At 58.4% G+C, this 20,239-nt stretch carries 20 protein-coding genes; 12 read left to right on the forward strand and 8 right to left on the reverse strand.

The genetic code is table 11. The annotated features are described in order from the left end of the window. Positions 1-45: 45 nt before the first annotated feature. From VK574_RS18120 to VK574_RS18165, 10 genes are all read left to right on the forward strand, one after another. Positions 46-714: an adenylate kinase gene (locus tag VK574_RS18120; protein ID WP_472801277.1), complete on the forward strand. Its 669-nt coding sequence runs from the start codon at positions 46-48 to the stop codon at positions 712-714. 54 nt (positions 715-768) lie between these two features. Further along, a complete protein-coding gene (gene map / locus VK574_RS18125; protein ID WP_472801278.1) occupies positions 769-1,521 on the forward strand; it encodes a type I methionyl aminopeptidase in 753 nt (250 codons plus the stop codon). Positions 1,522-1,579: 58 nt separating this feature from the next. Beyond that, entirely contained in the window at positions 1,580-1,798 is a 219-nt protein-coding gene (gene infA, locus VK574_RS18130; protein WP_472801279.1) for a translation initiation factor IF-1, read from the forward strand. 153 nt (positions 1,799-1,951) lie between these two features. Next, positions 1,952-2,065 carry a 50S ribosomal protein L36 gene (rpmJ, locus tag VK574_RS18135; RefSeq protein WP_026445768.1) on the forward strand — a complete coding sequence of 38 codons (114 nt, stop codon included), beginning with the start codon at positions 1,952-1,954 and terminating at the stop codon, positions 2,063-2,065. Positions 2,066-2,295: 230 nt separating this feature from the next. Continuing rightward, on the forward strand, positions 2,296-2,682 hold the full coding sequence (gene rpsM, locus VK574_RS18140) for a 30S ribosomal protein S13 (RefSeq protein ID WP_472801280.1): 387 nt from the start codon (positions 2,296-2,298) through the stop codon (positions 2,680-2,682). Then, positions 2,682-3,104: a 30S ribosomal protein S11 gene (rpsK, locus tag VK574_RS18145; protein WP_472801281.1), complete on the forward strand. Its 423-nt coding sequence runs from the start codon at positions 2,682-2,684 to the stop codon at positions 3,102-3,104. The genes rpsM and rpsK overlap by 1 nt, the downstream gene beginning before the upstream one ends. 237 nt (positions 3,105-3,341) lie before the next feature. Next, a complete protein-coding gene (gene rpsD / locus VK574_RS18150; protein WP_472801282.1) occupies positions 3,342-3,971 on the forward strand; it encodes a 30S ribosomal protein S4 in 630 nt (209 codons plus the stop codon). A 164-nt stretch (positions 3,972-4,135) separates the two neighbouring features. After that, positions 4,136-5,230: a DNA-directed RNA polymerase subunit alpha gene (locus VK574_RS18155; protein WP_472801283.1), complete on the forward strand. Its 1,095-nt coding sequence runs from the start codon at positions 4,136-4,138 to the stop codon at positions 5,228-5,230. An 88-nt stretch (positions 5,231-5,318) separates the two neighbouring features. Further along, positions 5,319-5,798: a 50S ribosomal protein L17 gene (gene rplQ / locus VK574_RS18160; protein ID WP_472801284.1), complete on the forward strand. Its 480-nt coding sequence runs from the start codon at positions 5,319-5,321 to the stop codon at positions 5,796-5,798. 128 nt (positions 5,799-5,926) lie between these two features. Further along, positions 5,927-6,295 carry a VOC family protein gene (locus tag VK574_RS18165; protein WP_472801285.1) on the forward strand — a complete coding sequence of 123 codons (369 nt, stop codon included), beginning with the start codon at positions 5,927-5,929 and terminating at the stop codon, positions 6,293-6,295. A gap of 31 nt (positions 6,296-6,326) precedes the next feature. On the opposite strand, the gene VK574_RS18170 is transcribed toward VK574_RS18165, so the two are convergent. The 6 genes from VK574_RS18170 to VK574_RS18195 form a co-directional block, all read right to left on the reverse strand. Further along, a complete protein-coding gene (locus VK574_RS18170; RefSeq protein WP_472801286.1) occupies positions 6,327-7,214 on the reverse strand; it encodes a DUF72 domain-containing protein in 888 nt (295 codons plus the stop codon). A 90-nt stretch (positions 7,215-7,304) separates the two neighbouring features. Then, positions 7,305-7,799 carry a VanZ family protein gene (locus VK574_RS18175; protein WP_472801287.1) on the reverse strand — a complete coding sequence of 165 codons (495 nt, stop codon included), beginning with the start codon at positions 7,797-7,799 and terminating at the stop codon, positions 7,305-7,307. Beyond that, entirely contained in the window at positions 7,792-9,312 is a 1,521-nt protein-coding gene (gene guaB / locus VK574_RS18180) for an IMP dehydrogenase (protein ID WP_472801288.1), read from the reverse strand. The genes VK574_RS18175 and guaB overlap by 8 nt, the downstream gene beginning before the upstream one ends. 130 nt (positions 9,313-9,442) lie before the next feature. Further along, a complete protein-coding gene (locus VK574_RS18185) occupies positions 9,443-10,309 on the reverse strand; it encodes an SCO family protein (protein ID WP_472801289.1) in 867 nt (288 codons plus the stop codon). 4 nt (positions 10,310-10,313) lie between these two features. Then, positions 10,314-12,926: an FG-GAP-like repeat-containing protein gene (locus VK574_RS18190; RefSeq protein WP_472801290.1), complete on the reverse strand. Its 2,613-nt coding sequence runs from the start codon at positions 12,924-12,926 to the stop codon at positions 10,314-10,316. Between the two features lie 97 nt (positions 12,927-13,023). Continuing rightward, positions 13,024-14,799, reverse strand: a complete 1,776-nt coding sequence (locus VK574_RS18195; protein WP_472801291.1) for a cellulose synthase family protein — start codon at positions 14,797-14,799, stop codon at positions 13,024-13,026. 139 nt (positions 14,800-14,938) lie between these two features. Between VK574_RS18195 and VK574_RS18200 the strand changes: the two genes are divergently transcribed. Further along, entirely contained in the window at positions 14,939-16,738 is a 1,800-nt protein-coding gene (locus VK574_RS18200; RefSeq protein WP_472801292.1) for an acyl-CoA dehydrogenase family protein, read from the forward strand. A 46-nt stretch (positions 16,739-16,784) separates the two neighbouring features. Here VK574_RS18200 and VK574_RS18205 read toward each other — a convergent pair whose 3' ends face one another. Then, positions 16,785-17,237, reverse strand: a complete 453-nt coding sequence (locus VK574_RS18205) for a CBS domain-containing protein (protein WP_472801293.1) — start codon at positions 17,235-17,237, stop codon at positions 16,785-16,787. A gap of 255 nt (positions 17,238-17,492) precedes the next feature. Here VK574_RS18205 and VK574_RS18210 point away from each other — a divergent pair, with 255 nt between their 5' ends. Beyond that, positions 17,493-18,260: a Bax inhibitor-1/YccA family protein gene (locus VK574_RS18210; RefSeq protein WP_472801294.1), complete on the forward strand. Its 768-nt coding sequence runs from the start codon at positions 17,493-17,495 to the stop codon at positions 18,258-18,260. Positions 18,261-18,372: 112 nt separating this feature from the next. On the opposite strand, the gene VK574_RS18215 is transcribed toward VK574_RS18210, so the two are convergent. After that, positions 18,373-20,235 carry a tetratricopeptide repeat protein gene (locus tag VK574_RS18215; RefSeq protein ID WP_472801295.1) on the reverse strand — a complete coding sequence of 621 codons (1,863 nt, stop codon included), beginning with the start codon at positions 20,233-20,235 and terminating at the stop codon, positions 18,373-18,375. Positions 20,236-20,239: the final 4 nt, after the last annotated feature.

A 20,239-nucleotide genomic window follows, 5' to 3' on the forward strand; every position in this document is an offset into this window, starting at 1 on the left:
GAAAGTGCAAGAGAAACAGTAGAAGGAGATCGAGGGTCGGCAAGAATGATCGTACCCGGACCGATTCTCCTGTTGGGTGCGCCGGGCGTGGGAAAGGGGACCCAGGCCAAGGAACTGGTGCAACATTGGGGGATACCCCAGATTTCGACCGGCGACCTGCTCCGAGCCAATGTGGCCCAGGGCACGCCTCTCGGCAAAACTGCCAAGGAAATCATGCACCGAGGAGAACTGGTTCCAGACTCCCTCGTGAATGAGATGGTGGCCGTGAGACTTCAGCAACCGGATACGGTCAAAGGCTACATTCTGGATGGGTTCCCGCGGACCTTGGCGCAGGCGCACTGGCTGGATGGCCGTCTTTCGACGCAAACAGAGGCTTTGCCGCTGGTTGCCGTCAGTATCCAAGTGGATTATAATCTGTTATTGCGCCGCATTACGGGGCGCAGGAACTGCCCGGTCTGCCAGACCATCTACAACATCTATACGAAACCGCCTCAAAGGGCTGGTTTTTGTGATGTTGAAGGGGCTGCACTGATCCAGCGAGCCGATGACACGGAGAAGGCTTTTGCGGAGCGCATGCGCGCCTACGCTGCCCAAACCGCGCCTGTGATTGAGCACTACCGGGAGCAGGGTAGATTTGTAGAAGTGCCTGGAGATGGGCCAATTGCCGCGATTGCGGCTGGAATTGTAGCTGCCGTTGAGCGGCTGCGCCAATAGCGCAGTGCGCGAACGGGGTTTTGTGCGTGCATTGAACCTGAAAGGGTAAACGAAGTGGCGGTCGTATTGAAGTCGTCTTTGGAGATAGAAAAAATGCGCCGAGCGGGCAAGGTTGTTCGCGAAGTGCTGGAGTTGGTGCGCAGCCAGGTCAAGCCAGGCGCCACTACTCTGGATCTCGAAAAGGTGGCGGAGGCGCGCATCACTGAATTGGGAGCCAAGCCGGCCTTCAAGGGATACCACGGGTTTCCCTGCGTGCTCTGCACCTCCATCAACAATGAAGTTGTGCACGGTATTCCTTCGAAGAAGCGGGTCCTGAAAGAAGGGGACATTGTTTCGGTGGATTGCGGGGCGATCGTGGATGGCTACTATGGGGATGCCGCGATCACCGTGCCCGTGGGCGAGAAGATTGCGCCCGATACGGCGCGGCTGCTTGAGGTGACAGAGAAGTCACTGCATGCGGGTATCTCGGTAGTGAAGCCGGGAGCGACGCTGGGTGACATCGGCAGCGCGGTACAAAAGGTGGTCGAGGCCGAGGGATTTTCGGTAGTGCGCGATTTTGTGGGCCACGGAATTGGCAGCCATATGCACGAAGATCCGCAGGTGCCGAACTTCGGCGAAGCGGGTTCAGGCATGCGGTTGCGTGCAGGAATGGTAATCGCGATTGAACCCATGGTGAATGCAGGCAAACCGGATGTGCGCGTGTTGCGCGATGGCTGGACGGCTGTGACGGGCGATGGAAGCATGAGTGCTCATTTTGAGCACACGGTGGCGGTTACCGACACCGGGGCAAAGGTTCTGACCGAATAGCGGCAAGGATTCGGTCCAAAACACAAGGGCGCTTCAAGCGCCCAGAAGTGGATACAGTTTGTCGAAGGAAGATGCGATTGAGGTCATGGCAACGGTCACAGAGACGTTGCCCAACGCCATGTTCAAGGTGAAGCTCGAGACGAACCACGAAGTGTTGGCTCATGTCTCGGGAAGAATGCGCAAGAACTTCATCCGCATTTTGCCGGGTGACCGCGTAGCCGTAGAACTGAGTCCGTACGACCTGAACCGCGGGCGAATTGTGTACCGCTATAAGTGAACAGTGGACGTGATCAGTGCCCAGTTGGACAGTTTTGAAAGGGCACGGCTTTAGCCGTGCCGATAGGCCCCGCGAACAAGGCGGGCTTTGTTGGACGAGGTTAAGATCTACAGACCGCGTTGTCGGCAGATGCGCGGAGAAGGGCAGTAAACAATGAAGGTCCGTGCATCCGTAAAGAAGATTTGCGTGAAGTGCAAGGTCATCAACCGCCGTGGGGTGGTTCGCGTGATCTGCGAAAACGCAAAGCACAAGCAGCGCCAGGGCTAAGCGAGCCTGGCAAGAGGGCGGAACTCCAAAAAGTGAACAGTGCACAGTGAACAGTTGAAGCGGTTGAATCGGAAAGAACACAACTGATCACTGTCTGCTGATTACTGACCACTGTTCAGGGGCTAGTTAGCTTGAGTCAAGGCTTGCGATGAACCCCGGAGTAAACCGCAATAACCAGTGCGAGCCGGTTGAGGCCGGAGGCACAAAACAGCAGCAGCAAAGGATTCAGAATGGCACGTATTGCTGGCGTCGATCTGCCCCGCAACAAGCAGGCTCGGATCGCGCTCACGTACATCTACGGCATCGGCAATCCCCGGTCGCTGAAGATCCTGGAAAAGGCGAAAGTTGACGGCCACAAGAAAGTCCAGGACCTCGGCGAAGAAGAGGTAAACCGCATCCGCCAGGTGATTGAGGACGAGGGTGAAGTCGAGGGCGATCTCCGCAAAGACACCCAGATGCACATCAAGCGCCTCATCGATATTCAGAGCTACCGCGGCAACCGGCATCGCCGGTCGCTCCCGGTACGTGGACAACGCACCCACACCAATGCACGCACCCGCAAGGGACCGCGTAAGGGCACTGTGGCGGGCAAGAAGAAAGCGACGGCGAAGACCTAATGGCGAAACCAGAACAGAAGGCCGCAGCCGGCAAAGCTGGCAAAAACAAGAAATTCAAAAAGCGCGAGCGCAAGAATGTGCCGTTTGGTATTTGCCACATTCAAGCCTCGTTCAACAACACCATCGTGACCATCACCGACCCGGTGGGCAATACGCTCAGCTGGAAGAGTTCGGGTTCGCTCGGCTTCCGCGGTTCGCGCAAGGGTACGCCGTTCGCGGCGCAGCAGGCTGCGTCGAATGCGGCGTCGATGGCGCGCGATCACGGTTTGCGGGCAGTCGACGTACGCGTTGCCGGTCCCGGATCGGGTCGCGAGTCGGCTATCCGTGCGCTGGCAGCAGCGGGCATCGATGTTCGCTCAATCCGCGACGTCACGCCGGTTCCGCACAATGGTTGCCGTCCGCCAAAGCGGCGGAGAGTCTAAAGACAGTTGTCAGTGGTAAGTGAACAATGATCAGTTGTTCGTGCAGAAGTTCGCAGTATTAAGTGTTCCGTTGACCAGACAACTTGCAGTGGCAGGGTAGGAATCAGTTGATGCTGTAGATTACGGCACGCCAAAAACTGTTCACTGCTCACTGTCCACTGTTCACTGAAACACCGGGCCGGGAGGAAGTCTCCTCCGGAGATGTAAACCGGCCGACATCCGAAGTCAGGAGAAGAAATGGCTCGTTATACCGGAGCAGTCTGCCGCCTTTGCCGTCGCGAAGGCACCAAGCTCTTCTTGAAGGGCACCAAATGTTTATCGGACCGTTGCCCGATTGAGAAGCGCAACTTTCCTCCCGGACAACATGGCAAGGACCGCAAGGCCAAGATTGTAGGCTACGGCCTCCAACTGCACGAAAAGCAGAAGGCCAAGCGCATGTACTTCACCCTCGAAGGCCAGTTCCGCGCTTATTACGAGAAGGCCAACCGCGCACCGGGCGTTACCGGCGAACTGCTGATTCAGCAGCTCGAGCGGCGCCTTGACAACGTGGCTTTCCGTCTCGGCTTTGCCATTTCGCGCCGCCAGGCTCGCCAGGTTGTTCGTCACGGCCACGTTTCCGTCAACGGCCGCAAGGTGAACATTCCTTCGTTCCAGGTGAACGTGGGCGACGAGATCGCAATCCGCGAAGCAGCGAAGAAGCTGATCATCATCGAGCAGGGCACGCAGTACGCTGCGCAAAACCCCGTGCCGGTATGGCTCGAAGCAAATTTCGAAAACATGTCTGGGCGCATTCTCAGCCTGCCCAAACGCAAGGATGTCAATCTCCCGATCAACGAACAACTGATCGTCGAGTTGTACAGCAAGTAGAACCACAGTGAGCAGTGAACAGTGCACAGTGATCAAAAACGCTCCGGCGCCAAGGTCAACTGTCCACTGTTCACTGTCCACTGATCACTCACATAAGGAGAACTTGCGCGGCCGCCGCAAAATGCATCGCGACGTACATGCCACGCGGGAAAAGAGATCAACATATGCTTTGGAGAGGATTCCAAAAACCGAAGCGCCTCGCAGTTGATGCCGAGACGCTCAGCGAAACATTTGGCAAGTTCAGCGCCCAGCCCTTTGAGCGCGGATTTGGCACAACCATCGGCAACGCCCTGCGCCGCACGCTGCTCAGCTCCATCGAGGGCGCCGCAGTTACAGCGGTTCGCATCGAGGGCGTATTGCACGAGTTCCAGTCGATCGCGGGCGTTGTAGAAGATGCGACCGACATCATCCTGAATCTCAAGCAGATTCCATTCAAGCTTGTGGGCGACGGTCCCAAGGCGCTGTACCTGCGCGTCGACCAGCCCGGTGTGATCACCAGCGGCATGATCGAGGCCGATGGTGAAGTGGAGATTCTGGACAAGAACGTATACATCGCCACCGTCTCCGAGGGCGGCCGGCTTGAGATGGAAATGCGCCTGAAGCGCGGCCGTGGATACATCTCCGCCGACAAGAACTTCGACGCCGATCTCGGACTGGGCTTCATCCCCGTGGATTCGGTCCACTCGCCCGTGCGCCGCGTGAACTACGTGGTCGAAGCTGCTCGTCTGGGGCAGATCACCGACTACGACAAGCTCACCCTCGAAGTGTGGACGAACGGCGCGGTTCTGCCCGCCGATGCTGTGGGTCTCGCTGCGAAGCTGCTCAAGGACCACATGAACATCTTCATCAACTTCGAAGAAGAAATCGAAGCTGAGTCGCGCAGCGAAGAAGGCCGCGTGATGCTGCGCAACGACAACCTGAACCGCTCGGTCGAAGAGCTGGAACTGTCGGTCCGCAGCTACAACTGCCTCAAGAACGCAAACATTCAGACCATCGGCGAACTGGTGCAGAAGACTGAAGCCGAGATGCTGAAGACGAAGAATTTCGGCCGCAAGAGTCTGAACGAGATCAAGGAAATTCTCGCGCAGATGGGCCTCTCGCTGGGTATGAAGATCGACGAGAGCGGCAATGCCGTTCCCGGACCGACCAGCATTCCTCCGGCGACAGCACTGGCTGCGAACTACAGCCACTTCGACGACGAGGACGAGCCGCTGGATTCGGTAGATCTCCAGCTGCCCACCGAGACCGAGAACTTTTAAAGGCAGTCAACAGTGATCAGTGGACAGTGATCTGTTCTGTCCACTTTTCACTGTGCACTGTCTACTGACTTCGAAAGAGAGTTTCACCATGCGCCATCGCAATGCAGGATTCAAACTCGGACGCAACACCAGCCATCGCCGCGCGCTGCTGCGCAACCTGGTCACGTCCGTCATCGTGGAAGACCGCGTGGAGACCACCGTGGCCAAGGCCAAGGCTGTGCGTCCGCACGTGGAAAAGATGATCACGCTGGGCAAGAAAGGCGACGTGCACTCACGGCGCATGGCGCTCAGCTTTCTCATGACCGACAAGGCGGTCGAGCGCCTGTTTGACACCGTGGCCCCGCGCTACGGCGATCGCCAGGGCGGCTACCTGCGTATTGTCCGCACCGGTTTCCAGAAGGGCGACGGCGCCGAAAAGGCGTTCATCGAATTGCTGGGCGCCGAAAAGCAGCTCGACGAGAAGCGCCAGAAGCGCGACGAAGTCAAGGCCAAGAAGCGCGCCGAACTCGAGAAGCAGCTCGAAGAAAGCAAGAAGGACGAAGAAAAGGGCGGCGAAGAGGCCGCGTAGCTTCTATCGCTCCTCACTCTTCTCTTCCAATTAGATCGACGGCGCATCGCCCACTCCGGGTGATGCGCCGTCCTTTTTTCTGCGAGAATATCATCTTCGGAGTTTCTAGCTGACAAGGAGTTGGATGAATGCCCGCGCGAATCGTACCCATGATTCACGTCTCCAATGTGGCTGCCACGGCGGACTGGTACGCCTCAATCGGATTCGAGATACGAGGCACGAACCGTGAGTGCGAGCATGGCGAGATCGATTGGGCATTGTTGCGTCTGGGAGAGAGCGAAATTATGCTCAGCGCTGGCGGCCGCACAAGCTCAGATCCGCGCCGCGAATTCGATCTCTACACGCATGTTGATGATGTGGACGCATTGCGCAGCCGCCTCGACGGCAAAGCCGAGATCGTTGAAGACCTGCACGACACATTCAGCGGCATGCGCGAATTCATCATCCGCGATTGCAACGGCTTCTGGATTACATTCGGCCAGCCGATTTCGCAATGAGTTCAACCCGCTGGCGTCGAAGGTACGCCAGTTATCCTTCGACTATTTCCTTGATCCGCTTGCTCAGGCTCATCGCGTCGAATGGCGCGCGAACTTTGACATCATCGTCGAAGTAAACGAAGACATCGCGCGCCGCCCGCTTGGGGCCGGGCTCGGGATGGATTGTGGTACCGTCGGTCACTTCTTCTCCGCGCGACCAGGCGATGACTCGGCGAGCCCATGTATCAATCGCATCCGGGGTATAACCGTTGGGGTAGACCTTTTCGCTGCCGTGAAGCCTGCAATAGACAATGTCCGCCGTGACGTCCAACATGCATGGCCACTTGACTGAGTCGGCGACGACAAGAGCGATGTTGTTTTCACGAAGCAGCGCAACGTATTCGGGAACCGCGAAGCTTTTGTGGCGGGTTTCAACGGCGTGATGAAGCGGCAGGTCTTCTTCAACTTCGAGCCATGAACGGCTTGCCATCCATTCATCGCGTTGCCGCGCGTAGGCCGCCGCCTGTTTTTGTGTTCGCGGCAGAAGCTTGAAGAAAGTCTCGAATCGCGGCAAGTCCATCGAGAAATTTGGCGGGAATTGCCAGAGAATCGGCCCGAGTTTCTTGCCGAGCCGCAGCAACCCTTGCGCAAGGAAGTTAGCCAGCGCCGTCTCGACATTCTCAATCTTGCGAATGTGTGTGATGAATTGCGAGCCCTTGATTGCGAAGACAAAGTCGTCGGGCGTGTCTTTGCTCCACTGCTGAAAACTCTGCGGCCGCTGCGTCGAGTAGAAGGTCCCATTCAGCTCGATGGAATTGAGCTGCCGCGAGGCGTACTCAAGTTCGCGCTTCTGCGCAAGGTCCTCCGGATAGAAGGTCCCTCGCCATTCGTCGTAGCGCCATCCGGCGATACCGATGCGAATTTTTCCCTGTTGGCTCATCTGATCTTTGACGCGCGAGATTGAACTGGCGACAACCGCAATTTAACACGCGCAGTCCATCAGGCGGCGAGAATGTTGCGACGGATGAGATCAAGCCGCTTTTGCGATCCGTTTAGGCCATCGCAGGCGAATGCAGAGATACGCGATCGAAAGCAGCACTATGGCGCCGGAGCAATCGAGCAGCACGTCCGATGGCACGCCAGTGCGGTTGGGCAGGAAGGATTGGTGGAACTCGTCGGAGCCGGCGACCAGGGCTGTGCCGAGGAGCGCGAGCGTGGCATCGAACAGGAAGCCGGAGCGCGGCAGGCTCATCCACCAGGCGCGCAGCCACAGCACACCCATGGTTCCGTAGCCGACAAAGTGGCCGGTTTTCCGAATGAGGTGATGAAAAAACTGCCAGCGTTCGTTGGTGACCGGCCCGAAAAGGTGTTCCCAAACCCAGCGCAGTGGTCCGCTGGTATGATCGGCGCCGAAGTACGCCGTCGACTCCATCGCGATCACGCAAATCGCAAGAAATACCGGCAGCCAGGCGCGAATCCAGAAGAGTGTCGATCGCCGATCAGTTGTACTAGATGTTTTATTCAACGTGGTAATTCGGCGCCTCGCGGGTGATGATCACGTCGTGCACATGGCTTTCGCGAAGGCCTGCATTGGATATGCGCACAAACTGCGCCTTCTCTTGCAATTCCGCAATGCTGCCGCAGCCCAGGTAGCCCATGCCGGAACGAAGTCCGCCGACAAGCTGGTACACCATGGCTTCAAGCGGCCCGCGATACGGCACTCTGCCTTCAATGCCCTCAGGAACGAACTTCGCGAGGCGATTTTGTCCGTTGCGTTCGCGCTGGACCACGCCCTCGGTGTCAATTTCCCTGGCAAGATCTTCGGCGCTCTGAAAATAGCGCTCGCCTGAGCCCTGGCTCATGGCAGTCAATGAGCCCATGCCGCGATAGCTCTTGAAGCTGCGGCCCTGGTAGAGGATGGTCTCGCCCGGGCTCTCGTCAACGCCGGCAAAGAGCGATCCAATCATCACAGAGTTGGCGCCTGCGGCAATTGCTTTGGTGACCTCGCCGGAGTACTTGATCCCGCCGTCTGCAATGACAGGGATACCGCGTTCGCGTGCGGCCCGCGCGGCCTCGGCAATTGCGGTAATCTGCGGCATCCCCGCGCCTGTGACCATGCGCGTGGTGCAGATGGAACCGGGTCCGATGCCTACCTTCACGGCATCCGCCCCCGCATCGATCAAGGCCAGCGCGCCTTCATAGGTGGCGACATTGCCGGCGAGAAGTCCCACACCGGGGAAGCGCTTCTTCACTTCGCGTACGGCTTCGAGCACGCGCGAAGAATGGCCGTGCGCCGAATCGATAGCCAGTACGTCAACGCGGGCGTTTACCAATTCTTCAGCGCGTTCGAGAAAATCGCCGGTCGCGCCGATAGCACCGCCTACGCGCAAGCGGCCCTTTTCGTCCTTGCTGGCGTTGGGGTATTTCAATTTCTTCTGGATGTCTTTTACGGTGATCAGTCCCTTGAGGTTGTACTGATCGTCCACCACGAGAAGCTTCTCCACGCGGTGCTTATGCAGAATCAGTTCCGCCTCTTCAAGCGTAGTGCCGACAGCGACCGTGATCAGGTGCTCTTTTGTCATCACATCGCCCACCGGCACATCGGTGCGCGTCTCAAAGCGAAGGTCGCGGTTGGTTAGAATGCCGACCAGCTTCGTGCCCTTGGTGACCGGCACGCCGGAGATCTTGTAGCGCCGCATCACTTCAAGGGCGTCGGCGATCTGCTGATCGGGCCCGATGGTCACGGGATCGACGATCATGCCGCTTTCAGAGCGCTTCACCTTGTCGATCTCGCCCGCCTGCGCTTCAATGTTGAGATTGCGATGAACGATGCCAATGCCGCCCTGCTGCGCCATCGCGATGGCCATGCGCGATTCGGTCACCGTGTCCATGGCCGACGAGAGCAGTGGGGTGTTCAGCGTGATGTCGCGCGTGAGCTGGGTCTGCGTGCTTACCTGCGCGGGGACAACCTCGCTGTACGCAGGTATCAGCAGGACATCATCAAAGGTGAGGGCTTCCGGCAGGGTTTTGGATAGCATAATGCTCTGATGCGCCTGGAGGCTCTGGGATTCCGGTCGCGAAACCTTTACCAGGACTGCAGGCGCTTATCGCTATTGTATCGGAGTGCGCTTGGGTGCCCTCTGCAGAAGCGGGCTGCATTGGAGGAGGCTAAGCGGGGCGCTTCATCACAACCTTTACCAGATCGCCCAACTGCCGCGCGGAGAACTGGTTGCCGTCGATGTTGGCTGCAAGGCGGCCCTGCCGGTCGATGATGACAGTGTGCAGAGTGTGCGTGAGCAAACCTTCGGTGTTCCAGAAGTCCATTCCGAACATGCCGGCCACCTGGTGGACCTGCGACACCGTACCCGTGAGGAAGTGCCAGCTCTTCGCATTTGCCCCAAAGCTCTGCGCGTAGCGTGCCAGCGTCGGCCCCTGGTCGTATTCCGGATCGATGGCGATGGTGAGCAGGACGAGATCGCTGCCGGCGCGATCGTGAAATTGTCTTTCCACCTCGGCGAGATTGCGCGAAAGGCGAAAGCAATAGTTGGGATTCGGGCAGCGCGAATAGCCAAAGGTGAGGGCGACGACCTTACCGCGGAATTGTGAGAGGCTCACGTTATGGCCTGCCTGATCGGTCAGCGTGAAGTTGGGTACAGCTTCGCCGATCATCACGGGAGGTTTCGTGGAAGACGGATTAACGGCTGAATTCAATGCGCTGAGTGAACCGGCCGCCGCGGGTTCGGGCTCGAAGTTGGCAATGGGCTGGATGTCTTTCGCCGATGGATTCGAACCGTGTTCCACCATCGTGAAGCGAATAACCGATCCAGGTTTCAGCGCGTTGAGTTGGGTGGCATCGGGAACGTCGAAGGGCATATCCATGGCTTCCATGTAACCGGGAACCGAATCGCACGACACAACCAGTCTGTGATGGGCGCGATCGACTTCGAGCACGAGTCCCCGGGCCGCGTGCTCCTGTGCAAGCGCAAGTGTTGCACCCAGCAGGAAAAGTGCGGCGATGGTCGGGGTGTTTCTCATGGGATCAATCAGCGGGAATTGCACGATCCGCAACATGATTTTCGCCCATGCGGACGGGTTTGCGAATGAGCTTTGTGATGCTGGAGTCAAATTCCTTGATCTGGATGAATGTGTTTTTGTCGACTTGTGCGAAATGCTGGTGCGTCCCGCTGGCCGGCCAGAAGACGTCGAGGCTCACGATCTTCGCATCCGGTCCGAGGCCGATGTGCTGTTCCGTCGGATTGCCGCCGAACGAACTTGTCTCTCCAACAGTTCGCCAGATGGAGCGCGGAGCGCTGGCTGCATTTTGCACGGTCACCTGAATTTTCGCGCCAATCGCGATGCGATTGGATTTGATGCCGACGAGATGTACGTTGGTCCAGTCGTTGCGATTGCCGGGATTCTGAAAGAGGCGCAGAACATGCTTTTCGGCGGGAATGGCGCCGCCGTTTTCGCTGATGATGTCTAGCAGCCCGTCGTGCCGCAGATCAGCGAAGGCGATACCATGTCCCTTGTGCAACTCGCCTGTACCCGAGGATGCGGTGATGTCTACGAACCGCTTGCCATTCTCGTTCCTAAGCAGTTCATGTGGCGTCAGCGAACCCAGTGACGGATTGCCCATGCCCAGGTAGATGTCGAGAAAGCCATCGTTGTCTACGTCGCCGAAGTTCGTGCCCATAGGCATGAAGACGCGATCCAGGCCGACCTGTGAAGTCACATCTTCAAACGTGCCATTGTGCATGTTCCGGTAGAGCTTCATCGTCTCTGACCGCGCGGGCTGATGCAGGTAGCTGCGCATCTCGTCGTCGACGGACCATGGGTAGTCCGTAACCAGAAGATCGGGCCAGCCGTCGTTATCGTAGTCGAAGAACCACGACGAGAAGCTGAAGAGCGGTTCGCGCACGCCGGCCTGCGCTGCGATCTCGGTAAAGGTGCGATCGCCGTTGTTGCGATAGAGAAAATTTGCGCCATTGAAGTTTGAAACGTAGAAGTCGATGAAGCCATCGTTGTCGTAGTCGGCAGCGGCGACGGCCTTGCTGTATGCACTACGATCGACGCCTGCCGCATGTGAGATGTCTTCGAAGGTGCCATCTCCGCGATTGCGAAAGAGCTGTGCCGGGGTGTTTTCGTTGGCGATGAAGAGGTCAAGGTTCCCATCGTTGTCAATGTCGGCCCATACGGCGGATTGTGTCTGGGTAACAGTCCTGCCGAGACCGCTTGCGTCGGTGACATCGGTAAACGTCCCATTGCAGTTGTTGCGCAGCAGGGACTTTCGCATGCCGAACTCCCAGCCGCCGCGCAGCACCAGCAGGTCGATGCAGCCATCGTTGTTGTAGTCGGCCGCGACGATGTTCAGGCCGCCCAGTTGATCTGAGAGTCCTGCCTGCGCGCTGCGATCGGAAAATGTTCCGTCGCCGTTGTTGTGGAAGTAGCGCATCGGTTCGCACACATCCTGACTGGTGATTACGACGTCGAGGAGTCCATTGTTCTCAAAGTCGTCGACCACCAGACCTCCGGCGGCGAAAAACGCGTCGAGGCCGGTTGCGTGCGCGATATCTTTGAATCTGCCGATGTCCTGTCCGGATGCGAACGCGGCAGGCGGAATGAGAAGGGCAGGCGGGACGCCATCTGGATACTTTCCCAGCGTGAAGTACGCGAGATTCAGCAGCCACTTCGCCTGGTCATTGTCCGGTTTGGTTGCAAGATACTTGCTCAGATATTCGACTGCATGCTGCGATCCTTCCGGCTTGTCGAAATGTGCGCCGGGATGCAGCGGCGGAAAGATGTCGAGATCCCCCTTGCCGTGGAACGCACCATTTTCCATCTCCGCCTGCTGCAGCCATGCATCGCCAAGGGTTTCTTCGAGAATCGGAACACCATCCGGGAAGCCCGCCTGCGCGACGGTGAGTGCCGCCTCGAATTGCTGGATGGCCTGCGGCATCTCGCCCATGTAGGTGTAGAGCTGGCCGAGGGCGATCTGCGCGCGGAGCAAATCGAGTCGCGTGTTGCCGCTATCCGGCTTCGTCGCTGCCGCCACACGTGCCTGCAGGCCGGCCACGCCTGCGGCATACGATCCTTTGCGGATTTCGCAGATCTCGCTGAGGTCGCGACTCCAGTTTTCGGGCTTTTGCGCGGCGCGGAAGAGTGCGTCGGCTTGAGAGATTCCAGAGAGATCGAGGCCCGCGGGAACACTGCCGATTTCATGGAGGGAGTCAGCAAGCCTGCGTTCGACCGCCAGCCATGCCGGCTCGGAAGCAAACACTGTGAGAATCGCGAACCCTGTTGAAGTAGAAACGATCGAGGAAAATTGGCCGGCCTTGACGCCGTTCAACGCGTCCCGCAACTCGGATCGCAACTGGTCCGGGCGCAGACGGCCAAGGTAGCCGCCTCGGGCAGCGCTTGGATCGATCGAGTATTCACGCGCAAGTACACCGAAGTCCCAGCCGGCGTTCAGCTTTTTGAGAACACTGTCGGCTTGCTCGGCCGTGCGCGTGACGATGATGCCGAGATGGAGTTCGCCGGAGGTTTCAGTCTGTTGCCCGACCGCAGGGATGGGAATGGACGTGAGCAGCAACGCGAGAATCACCGCGCAGGCAAGAACATTGCACAGCTGTAACGCTCGATAATCGCTCGACATTCGACCTCGGCTCCAGCCTTCCACGAAAAGGGGAATCAGCAAGGCTTGCTAAAGAGTACGAAACGAAAGTCCGGATGGTTGCGCCTGAAGCACCTGCCTACACACCCACCGGAAAGGGCTTCGGGCTCGACTCATCGGTGTTCGCTTCGGTGCCGCTGCGCCAGTGCTCGAACCGGCCCTGCAGCAGGCTCATCAGCCCGGTATACCAATAGCCGATAACGAACAAAATGAGAAACGGTGCGGTGAAGTAATTGTGATTCGAGAAAGTGTAGATGATTGCCAGCAGGAAATAGCAGCCGATGATCAGCTCGATCCACGGGGCCAGCTTCAGCCGCTTGCGATACTTGGCTGCCTGCGACTTCTCTCCCTTTTGCGCCACGCGATATTTGGGCGTGCGGACAAAGGCGCTCTTGATGCCGAGCAGGGCTTCCATCACTGCCTTGGAATTCGTGACGGTGAGGCCGATGCCCAGGGCCATCAGGAACGGAAGGTAGAAAAACGTCTTCATCCATGTCTTCGGATAAAGCTCGCGTTGGCTGGCAAGATAAAAGACGGCGATCGACGCCGATGACGCTGTAAACAGCGGGAAGTCGATCAGCAGCATCTGGAACCAGCCCTGGTAGAAGCGGCAGATCATCGCCGGGATCAGCAGCGCCGTCATCACGATCATCAGGGGATAGCTCAGGTTGGCCGTCAGGTGATACACGGCCTCGATCTTGATACGCCTGGGCACATTCGACTTGAAGATCTTCGGCAGCATCTTGATCGACGTCTGGATCAGACCCTTGGCCCAGCGGGCCTGCTGCGTCTTGAATGCGGTCATCTCAATGGGCAACTCGGAGGGGCACTCCACTTCCGGCAGATACTTGAAGCGCCATCCCGCGATCTGCGAGCGATAGCTGAGATCGGTATCTTCGGTGAGCGTATCGTGCTGCCAGCCGCCGCCATCGGAAATGGCTTTCCTGCGCCACATGCCTGCCGTGCCGTTGAAGTTGAAGAAGTCCCCTGAGCGTACACGCGCGCCGTGCTCGAGCACGAAGTGTCCGTCAAGCAGGATGGCTTCGATGCGCGTCAGCAGGCTGTAATCGCGGTTGAGATGGGTCCAGCGCGTCTGCACCATCCCGACATCGGGTTCGGCGAAGTGGTGGATCACCTTCATCAGCCAATCGGGTGGCGGCACAAAATCGGCGTCGAAGATTGCGACATATTCTCCACTGGCCACCTTCAGGCCGGCATCGAGCGCTCCGGCCTTGAAGCCATGCCGGTTGGTGCGGTGAATATAGACAATCGGGTGGCCGAGCGCGGCGTAGCGCGCCACGATGCCCGAGGCGACTTCGGTTGTTTCATCGGTCGAATCGTCAAGGACCTGGATCTCCAGCTTGTCCTTCGGATAATCGATACCGCAGACGGCTTCTACCAGCCGGTCGATTACGAACTGCTCGTTGAAGATAGGCAGCTGGATCGTAACCCGTGGCAGTTCGTCGAAGTGGTTGAGCGGGTTGGGATTGTAGTTTTTGCGGTGCTTGAAGTAGAGATAGCAGAGCGTGTAGCGGTGAACGCCGTATATCGCCAGCACAATCATGACCGCGAAGTACGGGAGCAGCAGCGCAAGGTCGAACAGGTTCCAGTGGTAGAGCCCACGGAAGGTCTGGTCCGCGTACTGCATCTTCAGGTAGTGCTTAAACCCAGTGTTCTGTTGCACAGCAGCCAGCAAGGCACCCGTGTGCGCAGGGAGCCCGGCGACCAGGCTGGCGATCAATTTGATGTCGGCGAGCAGTGCAGATCCTCCACGAACGGGATAAGTGCATTGTATGCGATTGCCTTGCATGGAGGTTGCGTCAACGGACAGGCCCGATCCCGATTCCGAGCCCATGAGATTCTCACTCGCGCTGAGCGCCTTTTGCATCACAAAACCGTTTCATTCAAGTAACCCGAATGCACAATTTAACCGCTTGCCGATTGCCGAGTTTTCCGGATTAGCGTAATGTTTCCATACAGTTGGAGAGATCATAATGTCTACGACAGCTATTTCTCCCATCGTTGCCGCCAAGGGCGGAAGCTTTCTTATCGAGACCCGCACGCCTTCAGAAGTCTTTACCCCTGAGGATCTGAACGAGGAGCAGCGGCAGATGGCCGCTACGGTGGCTCAGTTTGCTCGCGACGAGGTTCTGCCGGCCACCGCCGACATCGACGCCAAGAAACCCGGCGTTCTGCCGGGGCTGCTGCGCAAGGCTGCGGAGCTGGGCTTTACGTCGGTCGATATTCCCGAGGAGTACGGCGGCCTCGGGATGGACAAAACTACCTCCGCCATCATCGCGGATCATCTCTCGATCCAGGCAAGCTTTTCGACCGCATTCGGAGCGCACACCGGCATCGCCACGCTGCCGCTGGTCTGGTACGGCACTGAAGAGCAGAAGAAACGCTACCTGCCGAGGCTCGCAACCGCCGAGTGGATCGGAGCCTATGGCTTGTCTGAGGCCACCTCCGGCTCGGATGCCATGAACGTGCGGGCCCGTGCGACCCTCTCGCCCGACGGAAGCACGTACACGCTCAACGGCGAGAAGATGTGGATTACGAACTGCGCGATCGCCGGACTGTACACCATTTTTGCCAAGATCGACGGCGAGAAGTTCTCAGCGTTCCTGATCGAGCGCGACACTCCCGGACTGACCGTCGGAGCCGAGGAGCACAAGCTGGGGATACGCGGCTCGTCCACCTGCCCGCTGGTCTTGCAGGATTGCAAAATACCGGTAGCAAACCTGCTCGGAGAGCCAGGGAAGGGCCACCATATTGCGTTTAACGTGCTCAACATGGGTCGCTTCAAGCTGGGTGTTGCCTGTGTCGGCGGGGCGCGTCACGCTCTGGCGCATATGGCTCGCTACGCCAGGGAGCGAAAGGCCTTTGGCAAGTCGATTGCCGAATTCGGCCTCATCCAGAGAAAGATATCCCTGAGCGCCACCCGTCTCTATGCCACTGAAAGTATGGCCTACCGGACCGTTGGCATGATCGACACTTCGTTGGAGCAACTGGGTGACCACGGGGGCCGTTCGCCGCGCGATATCCAGCGCCGTATCGAAGAGTACGCGGTCGAGTGCTCGATCCTGAAGGTCTACGGTTCAGAGATGCTGTCTTTCGTGGCCGATGAGCTGGTCGCCACCATGGCCGGCTACGGCTATACGGAGCACTACCCCGCAGAACGCTTTTACCGCGACGCGCGCATCAATCGCATTTTTGAGGGCACCAACGAAATTAACCGCCTGATCATCACCGGCTGGCTGATGAAGCGCGCACTGGCCGGCGAACTGCCCCTGATGGCCGCCATCAAGTTGCTGATGGATGAAGTGATGCAGCCGCCGTCGTTTGACTCTGCCGAGGACACCGGCGAAGTGCTGGCGCGCGAGGCCGGAATGCTTGAGGCCGTGAAGAAGATCGGCCTCTTCGCGGCCGGCGTTGCCAGTCAGCGCTTCATGGCGGCGTTGCAGGATCAGCAGGAGGTGATGGCCGATCTTGCGGACATCATCACCCAGGTGTTCGCATTCGAGTCGGCGCTGCTGCGGGCACGAAAGCTGGCTGCAGCCGGCAAATCCACCGCACCCGTAGCCATCGCAATGACCAGCCTGCTGGCTGAGGAGAGCATGGGGATGGCTGAACAGACAGCGCGGCGCATACTATCTGCCTGCGGAGAAGGCGATATGTTGCGGACGCAACTGGCAATCCTGCGGCGGTTGGTGCGATTCACTCCGGTGGATTCCGTTGCGCTGAGCCACGGGGTGGCCAAACAATGCGTTCAGTTGGAACGCTATCCGCTCTAGCTCCCGGGGATTAGCCCACTGGCCCGCGCGAATGAGGATTGAACGCCTACGACGGATACGCTCCAGCGATATAGCCTTCAAGCGCCTGGATGGTCTGTTGCTGGCCGGAGATTACCCACTTCACCAGGTCGCCGATAGAGATGACGCCGACTACCGTATCGCTTTGAACCACGGGTAGATGGCGGAAGTCGTGTTCCGTCATGAGGGTCATACACTCGTCAACCGTGTGTTTGGGGCTGACGGAGATGACCGGGCTGGTCATCAACTGGCTGACTTTGGTTTCGCGAGAGGTGTGACCACCCAGGATGCCTTTGCGCGCATAGTCCCGCTCCGAGAAGATGCCGACCAATCGATTGTCCTTGCACACGAGCAGGACGCCGATATTGTACTTGGCAAGCAGCTCCAGCGCCTCGTAGACCGAGTCATCGGGATCGATGGAAAGTACACTTCTCTCGGATCGACAACCAAGCAAGATGCCGATTGTGTCGCTGATCTTCATTACGGGCCTCCTGGGGCCAAGTGAATGACGGTCACTATAGCCCATTGCGATAACGACCGAAAAGCAAGAAATTTAAGAGATTCTTCGCCTCGCGGTACGAGGGCGTAAACCTGGTTCCTTCCGAACCTTCCGAGGTTGGACTCGGTAACCGCATGGCCGGTTGCCCCTATCGGATTTAGAATGAAGACAGCAGCCGCGGTTTTCCCTTTGGATTCTTCGGGACCCCGGCCCGTAAGTGAAAATGGAGAGACTCTGATGGCACTGTTCAAGACATCCAATCCTGCCTTGGGTACCAAGACCTTCCAGGACGCGGCAGCACGCTACGGTGGCGCGATTGATGCAGCCCACCGGATGACCCTGAACGGTACGGTCAATCGCACCGGCATCCTGCTGATCTGCGCCTTCGCTACCGCCGCATACACCTGGCGCGCGTTCATGCAGACGCATGATCCGGCCGATGTGTCGGGGCTGCTGATGGTCGGCGTCTTCGGCGGCTTCATCACTGCCATGGTCACCATCTTCAAGCAGACCTGGGCGCCTATTACGGCTCCGATCTACGCGCTGCTGGAGGGACTTTTCCTGGGCGGCATTTCTGCCTTCCTCGAGATGCGCTATCCGGGAATCGCGGTCCAGGCGGTGGGCCTCACATTCGGAACCCTGCTGACCATGTTGGTGCTGTATAGCTCCGGTTTGATCAAGGTGACAAACAGGCTTCGTATCGGCATCATCGCGGCCACCGGAGGCATCGCCCTGTTCTATCTGATGGAAATCATCCTGGGCTTCTTCGGAATCCAGTTCGTCTCGATCAATGGCTCGGGCGTGATCGGCATTTGCTTCAGCCTCTTCGTCTGCGCCATCGCCGCGTTGAACCTTGTGCTCGACTTCGATTTCATCGAGCAGGGCGTGAACGCTGGTGCGCCGAAGTTTATGGAGTGGTACGGTGCCTTCGGGATCATGGTCACGCTTGTGTGGCTGTACCTAGAGATACTCAGGCTGCTCAGCAAGATGCGAAGCCGGAACTAGCGCTCAACCACAACCTCAGATCTGCTGAAGCGGCAATCTCCATCCGAGATTGCCGCTTCAGCTTTATGGGCGGAATTCGGCTTTCGTGTTTCAAATCGCGATTCGGGTCTCTCTACCGCGCTGCCTGCATACCCGATGCGACAAATTGCTGTGCGTGAGCGACCTCCGGCAGGTTCGCATCGGCCCTCGGCCACGCCTTAAGAAATGCTTCGTATGCTGCGCGCGCACCCGCTGCATCGCCGGCTGACTCCTTCACCCTGGCAAGTCCGTACAAGCCGAAGCCTGAGTTCGGCCGCTGGACAAGCGCCGCCTGGTACCCTGCCTCCGCACCTTTGTAGTCTTTCACTCTCAGCAGCGCTTCGGCCTCGGTCTCGGCCACCGGGCGGATGTAAAACGGAGGTTCGTGATATCCGAGCTTCTTCTCCTGCTTTTCAGCGCTGGCATAGGCCTTCATGCCGGCTCTCCGTTTATGCTGCGCAACAAGCACGCCGGCCTGCAATTCCATCGACTCAATCTTCAGCGATTTCAAGATTGGCTCCGACAGCGCATCGGGCAAGATCGGCATCGTCGGCGGTTTTGCATTTGTCTCTTTTGCGTCTGCATCTTTTCGTTTTCCGAGAGCAGTCTGCATCTCGATCATCTGCTTCAGTCCCGCATCCAGGCTGGCGGAGTCTTTCCCGGCTGCAATCGCGTCGCCTGCATCCAGCGCTTTCATTCCCTTGGCATAGTCAGTTAGTTCGGCGGCGAAGAAGCGCAGATTTGAAGCCTTGTCTCCTTTGGGCAGATTGGCGTTGCTCAGCATGGCGAGAACCGCATCCCAGTCGCCCACACGCAGCGCCACCGGCAGACGCCGGCTGATGCGCGCCAGTTGATCGCGTGCCGACCAGATATAGAGCGAAGCCGAAAGCTGACCGCGTGCCGCCGCCAGGTGATCTGAGAGCGCGTTCGCGTCGGTCATTCGTCCCTGTTCCATCAGATTGGCAATCGAGTACATCATGTTGTGTGCATAGTTCCAGTCATCGTCCGGGCCCACGTGCTGTTCCTGCATATAGTGTTCATCGGCCGCCATCGACGCAGAAAACCAGTGTTCGGCATCGGCGTAATTTCCCAAGCGGTAGTAAATGTGTCCTGGCATGTGCACCATGTGGCCAGATGTCGGCGCGAGGCTGGCCAGCAGCGCCGCGCTCTGAATTGCCCGCTCTGGATGACTGCCGGGCTCGATGGCATGAATCCAATAGTGATTGGTCGCCGAGTCGTTGGGCGCATCGTGCAGAATGTCCTCCAGCATCGCAATGGCTTCCTGTTGACCTCTCTTCGGTTCACCGTTGTTGTCGTAGCCGTCTTGCAGCGCGAGGGCGAGGAAGAGCCGCGCTTCAATTTCCTTCGGCGCCTTGGCGACCAGTTCGCGCAGAATCGCAACCTGCACCTTGTTTGCTCCGCGTTTCGATTCGCTTTTGATAGCGGCGTCTGCCTGGGCGGCCTGAATGTAGAGTTTCTCCGGCTCGGTAACGTGGTCCGCGAGCTTGGCCGCTTTCTCCAGCGCCTCCTTGCCGTACGTTTGCCGAGGGCTGTGCCGGAACCCTTCAGCCTGCCCCAATCCCCACCAGCACATGGCGCAGTTGGGATCGACGCGCACGCTCTGCTCGAAGGCTTTCACCGACTCGTAATCCCAGAAGTCGTGCATCAGGTTCAGCCCCTGGTCGAACCATTGCTGCGCTTCGGCGCTGGCCGTGATTGCAATGTGCGCATTGCCGATCCCGGTCATGTGAATCGGCGCGGGTAGCTGTTCAGGCGGCGGCACCGGCTGCATGTCGGTCATGTCGCGCCCAGCTGGCATCGACTGCTGAGCGCGGATGGGAACTGACGCCGTCACGACAACAAAGATCAAGGCGAAGCCGATGAGAAACCCCGAATGCGCAGCGTGAGAAACAACGCGCGCACCGCCCCGGTGCAGGTCATAGCAATGGAAGCGCATGGCT

This window comes from Occallatibacter sp. (genome assembly GCF_035317045.1).
Classification (GTDB): domain Bacteria; phylum Acidobacteriota; class Terriglobia; order Terriglobales; family Acidobacteriaceae; genus Telmatobacter.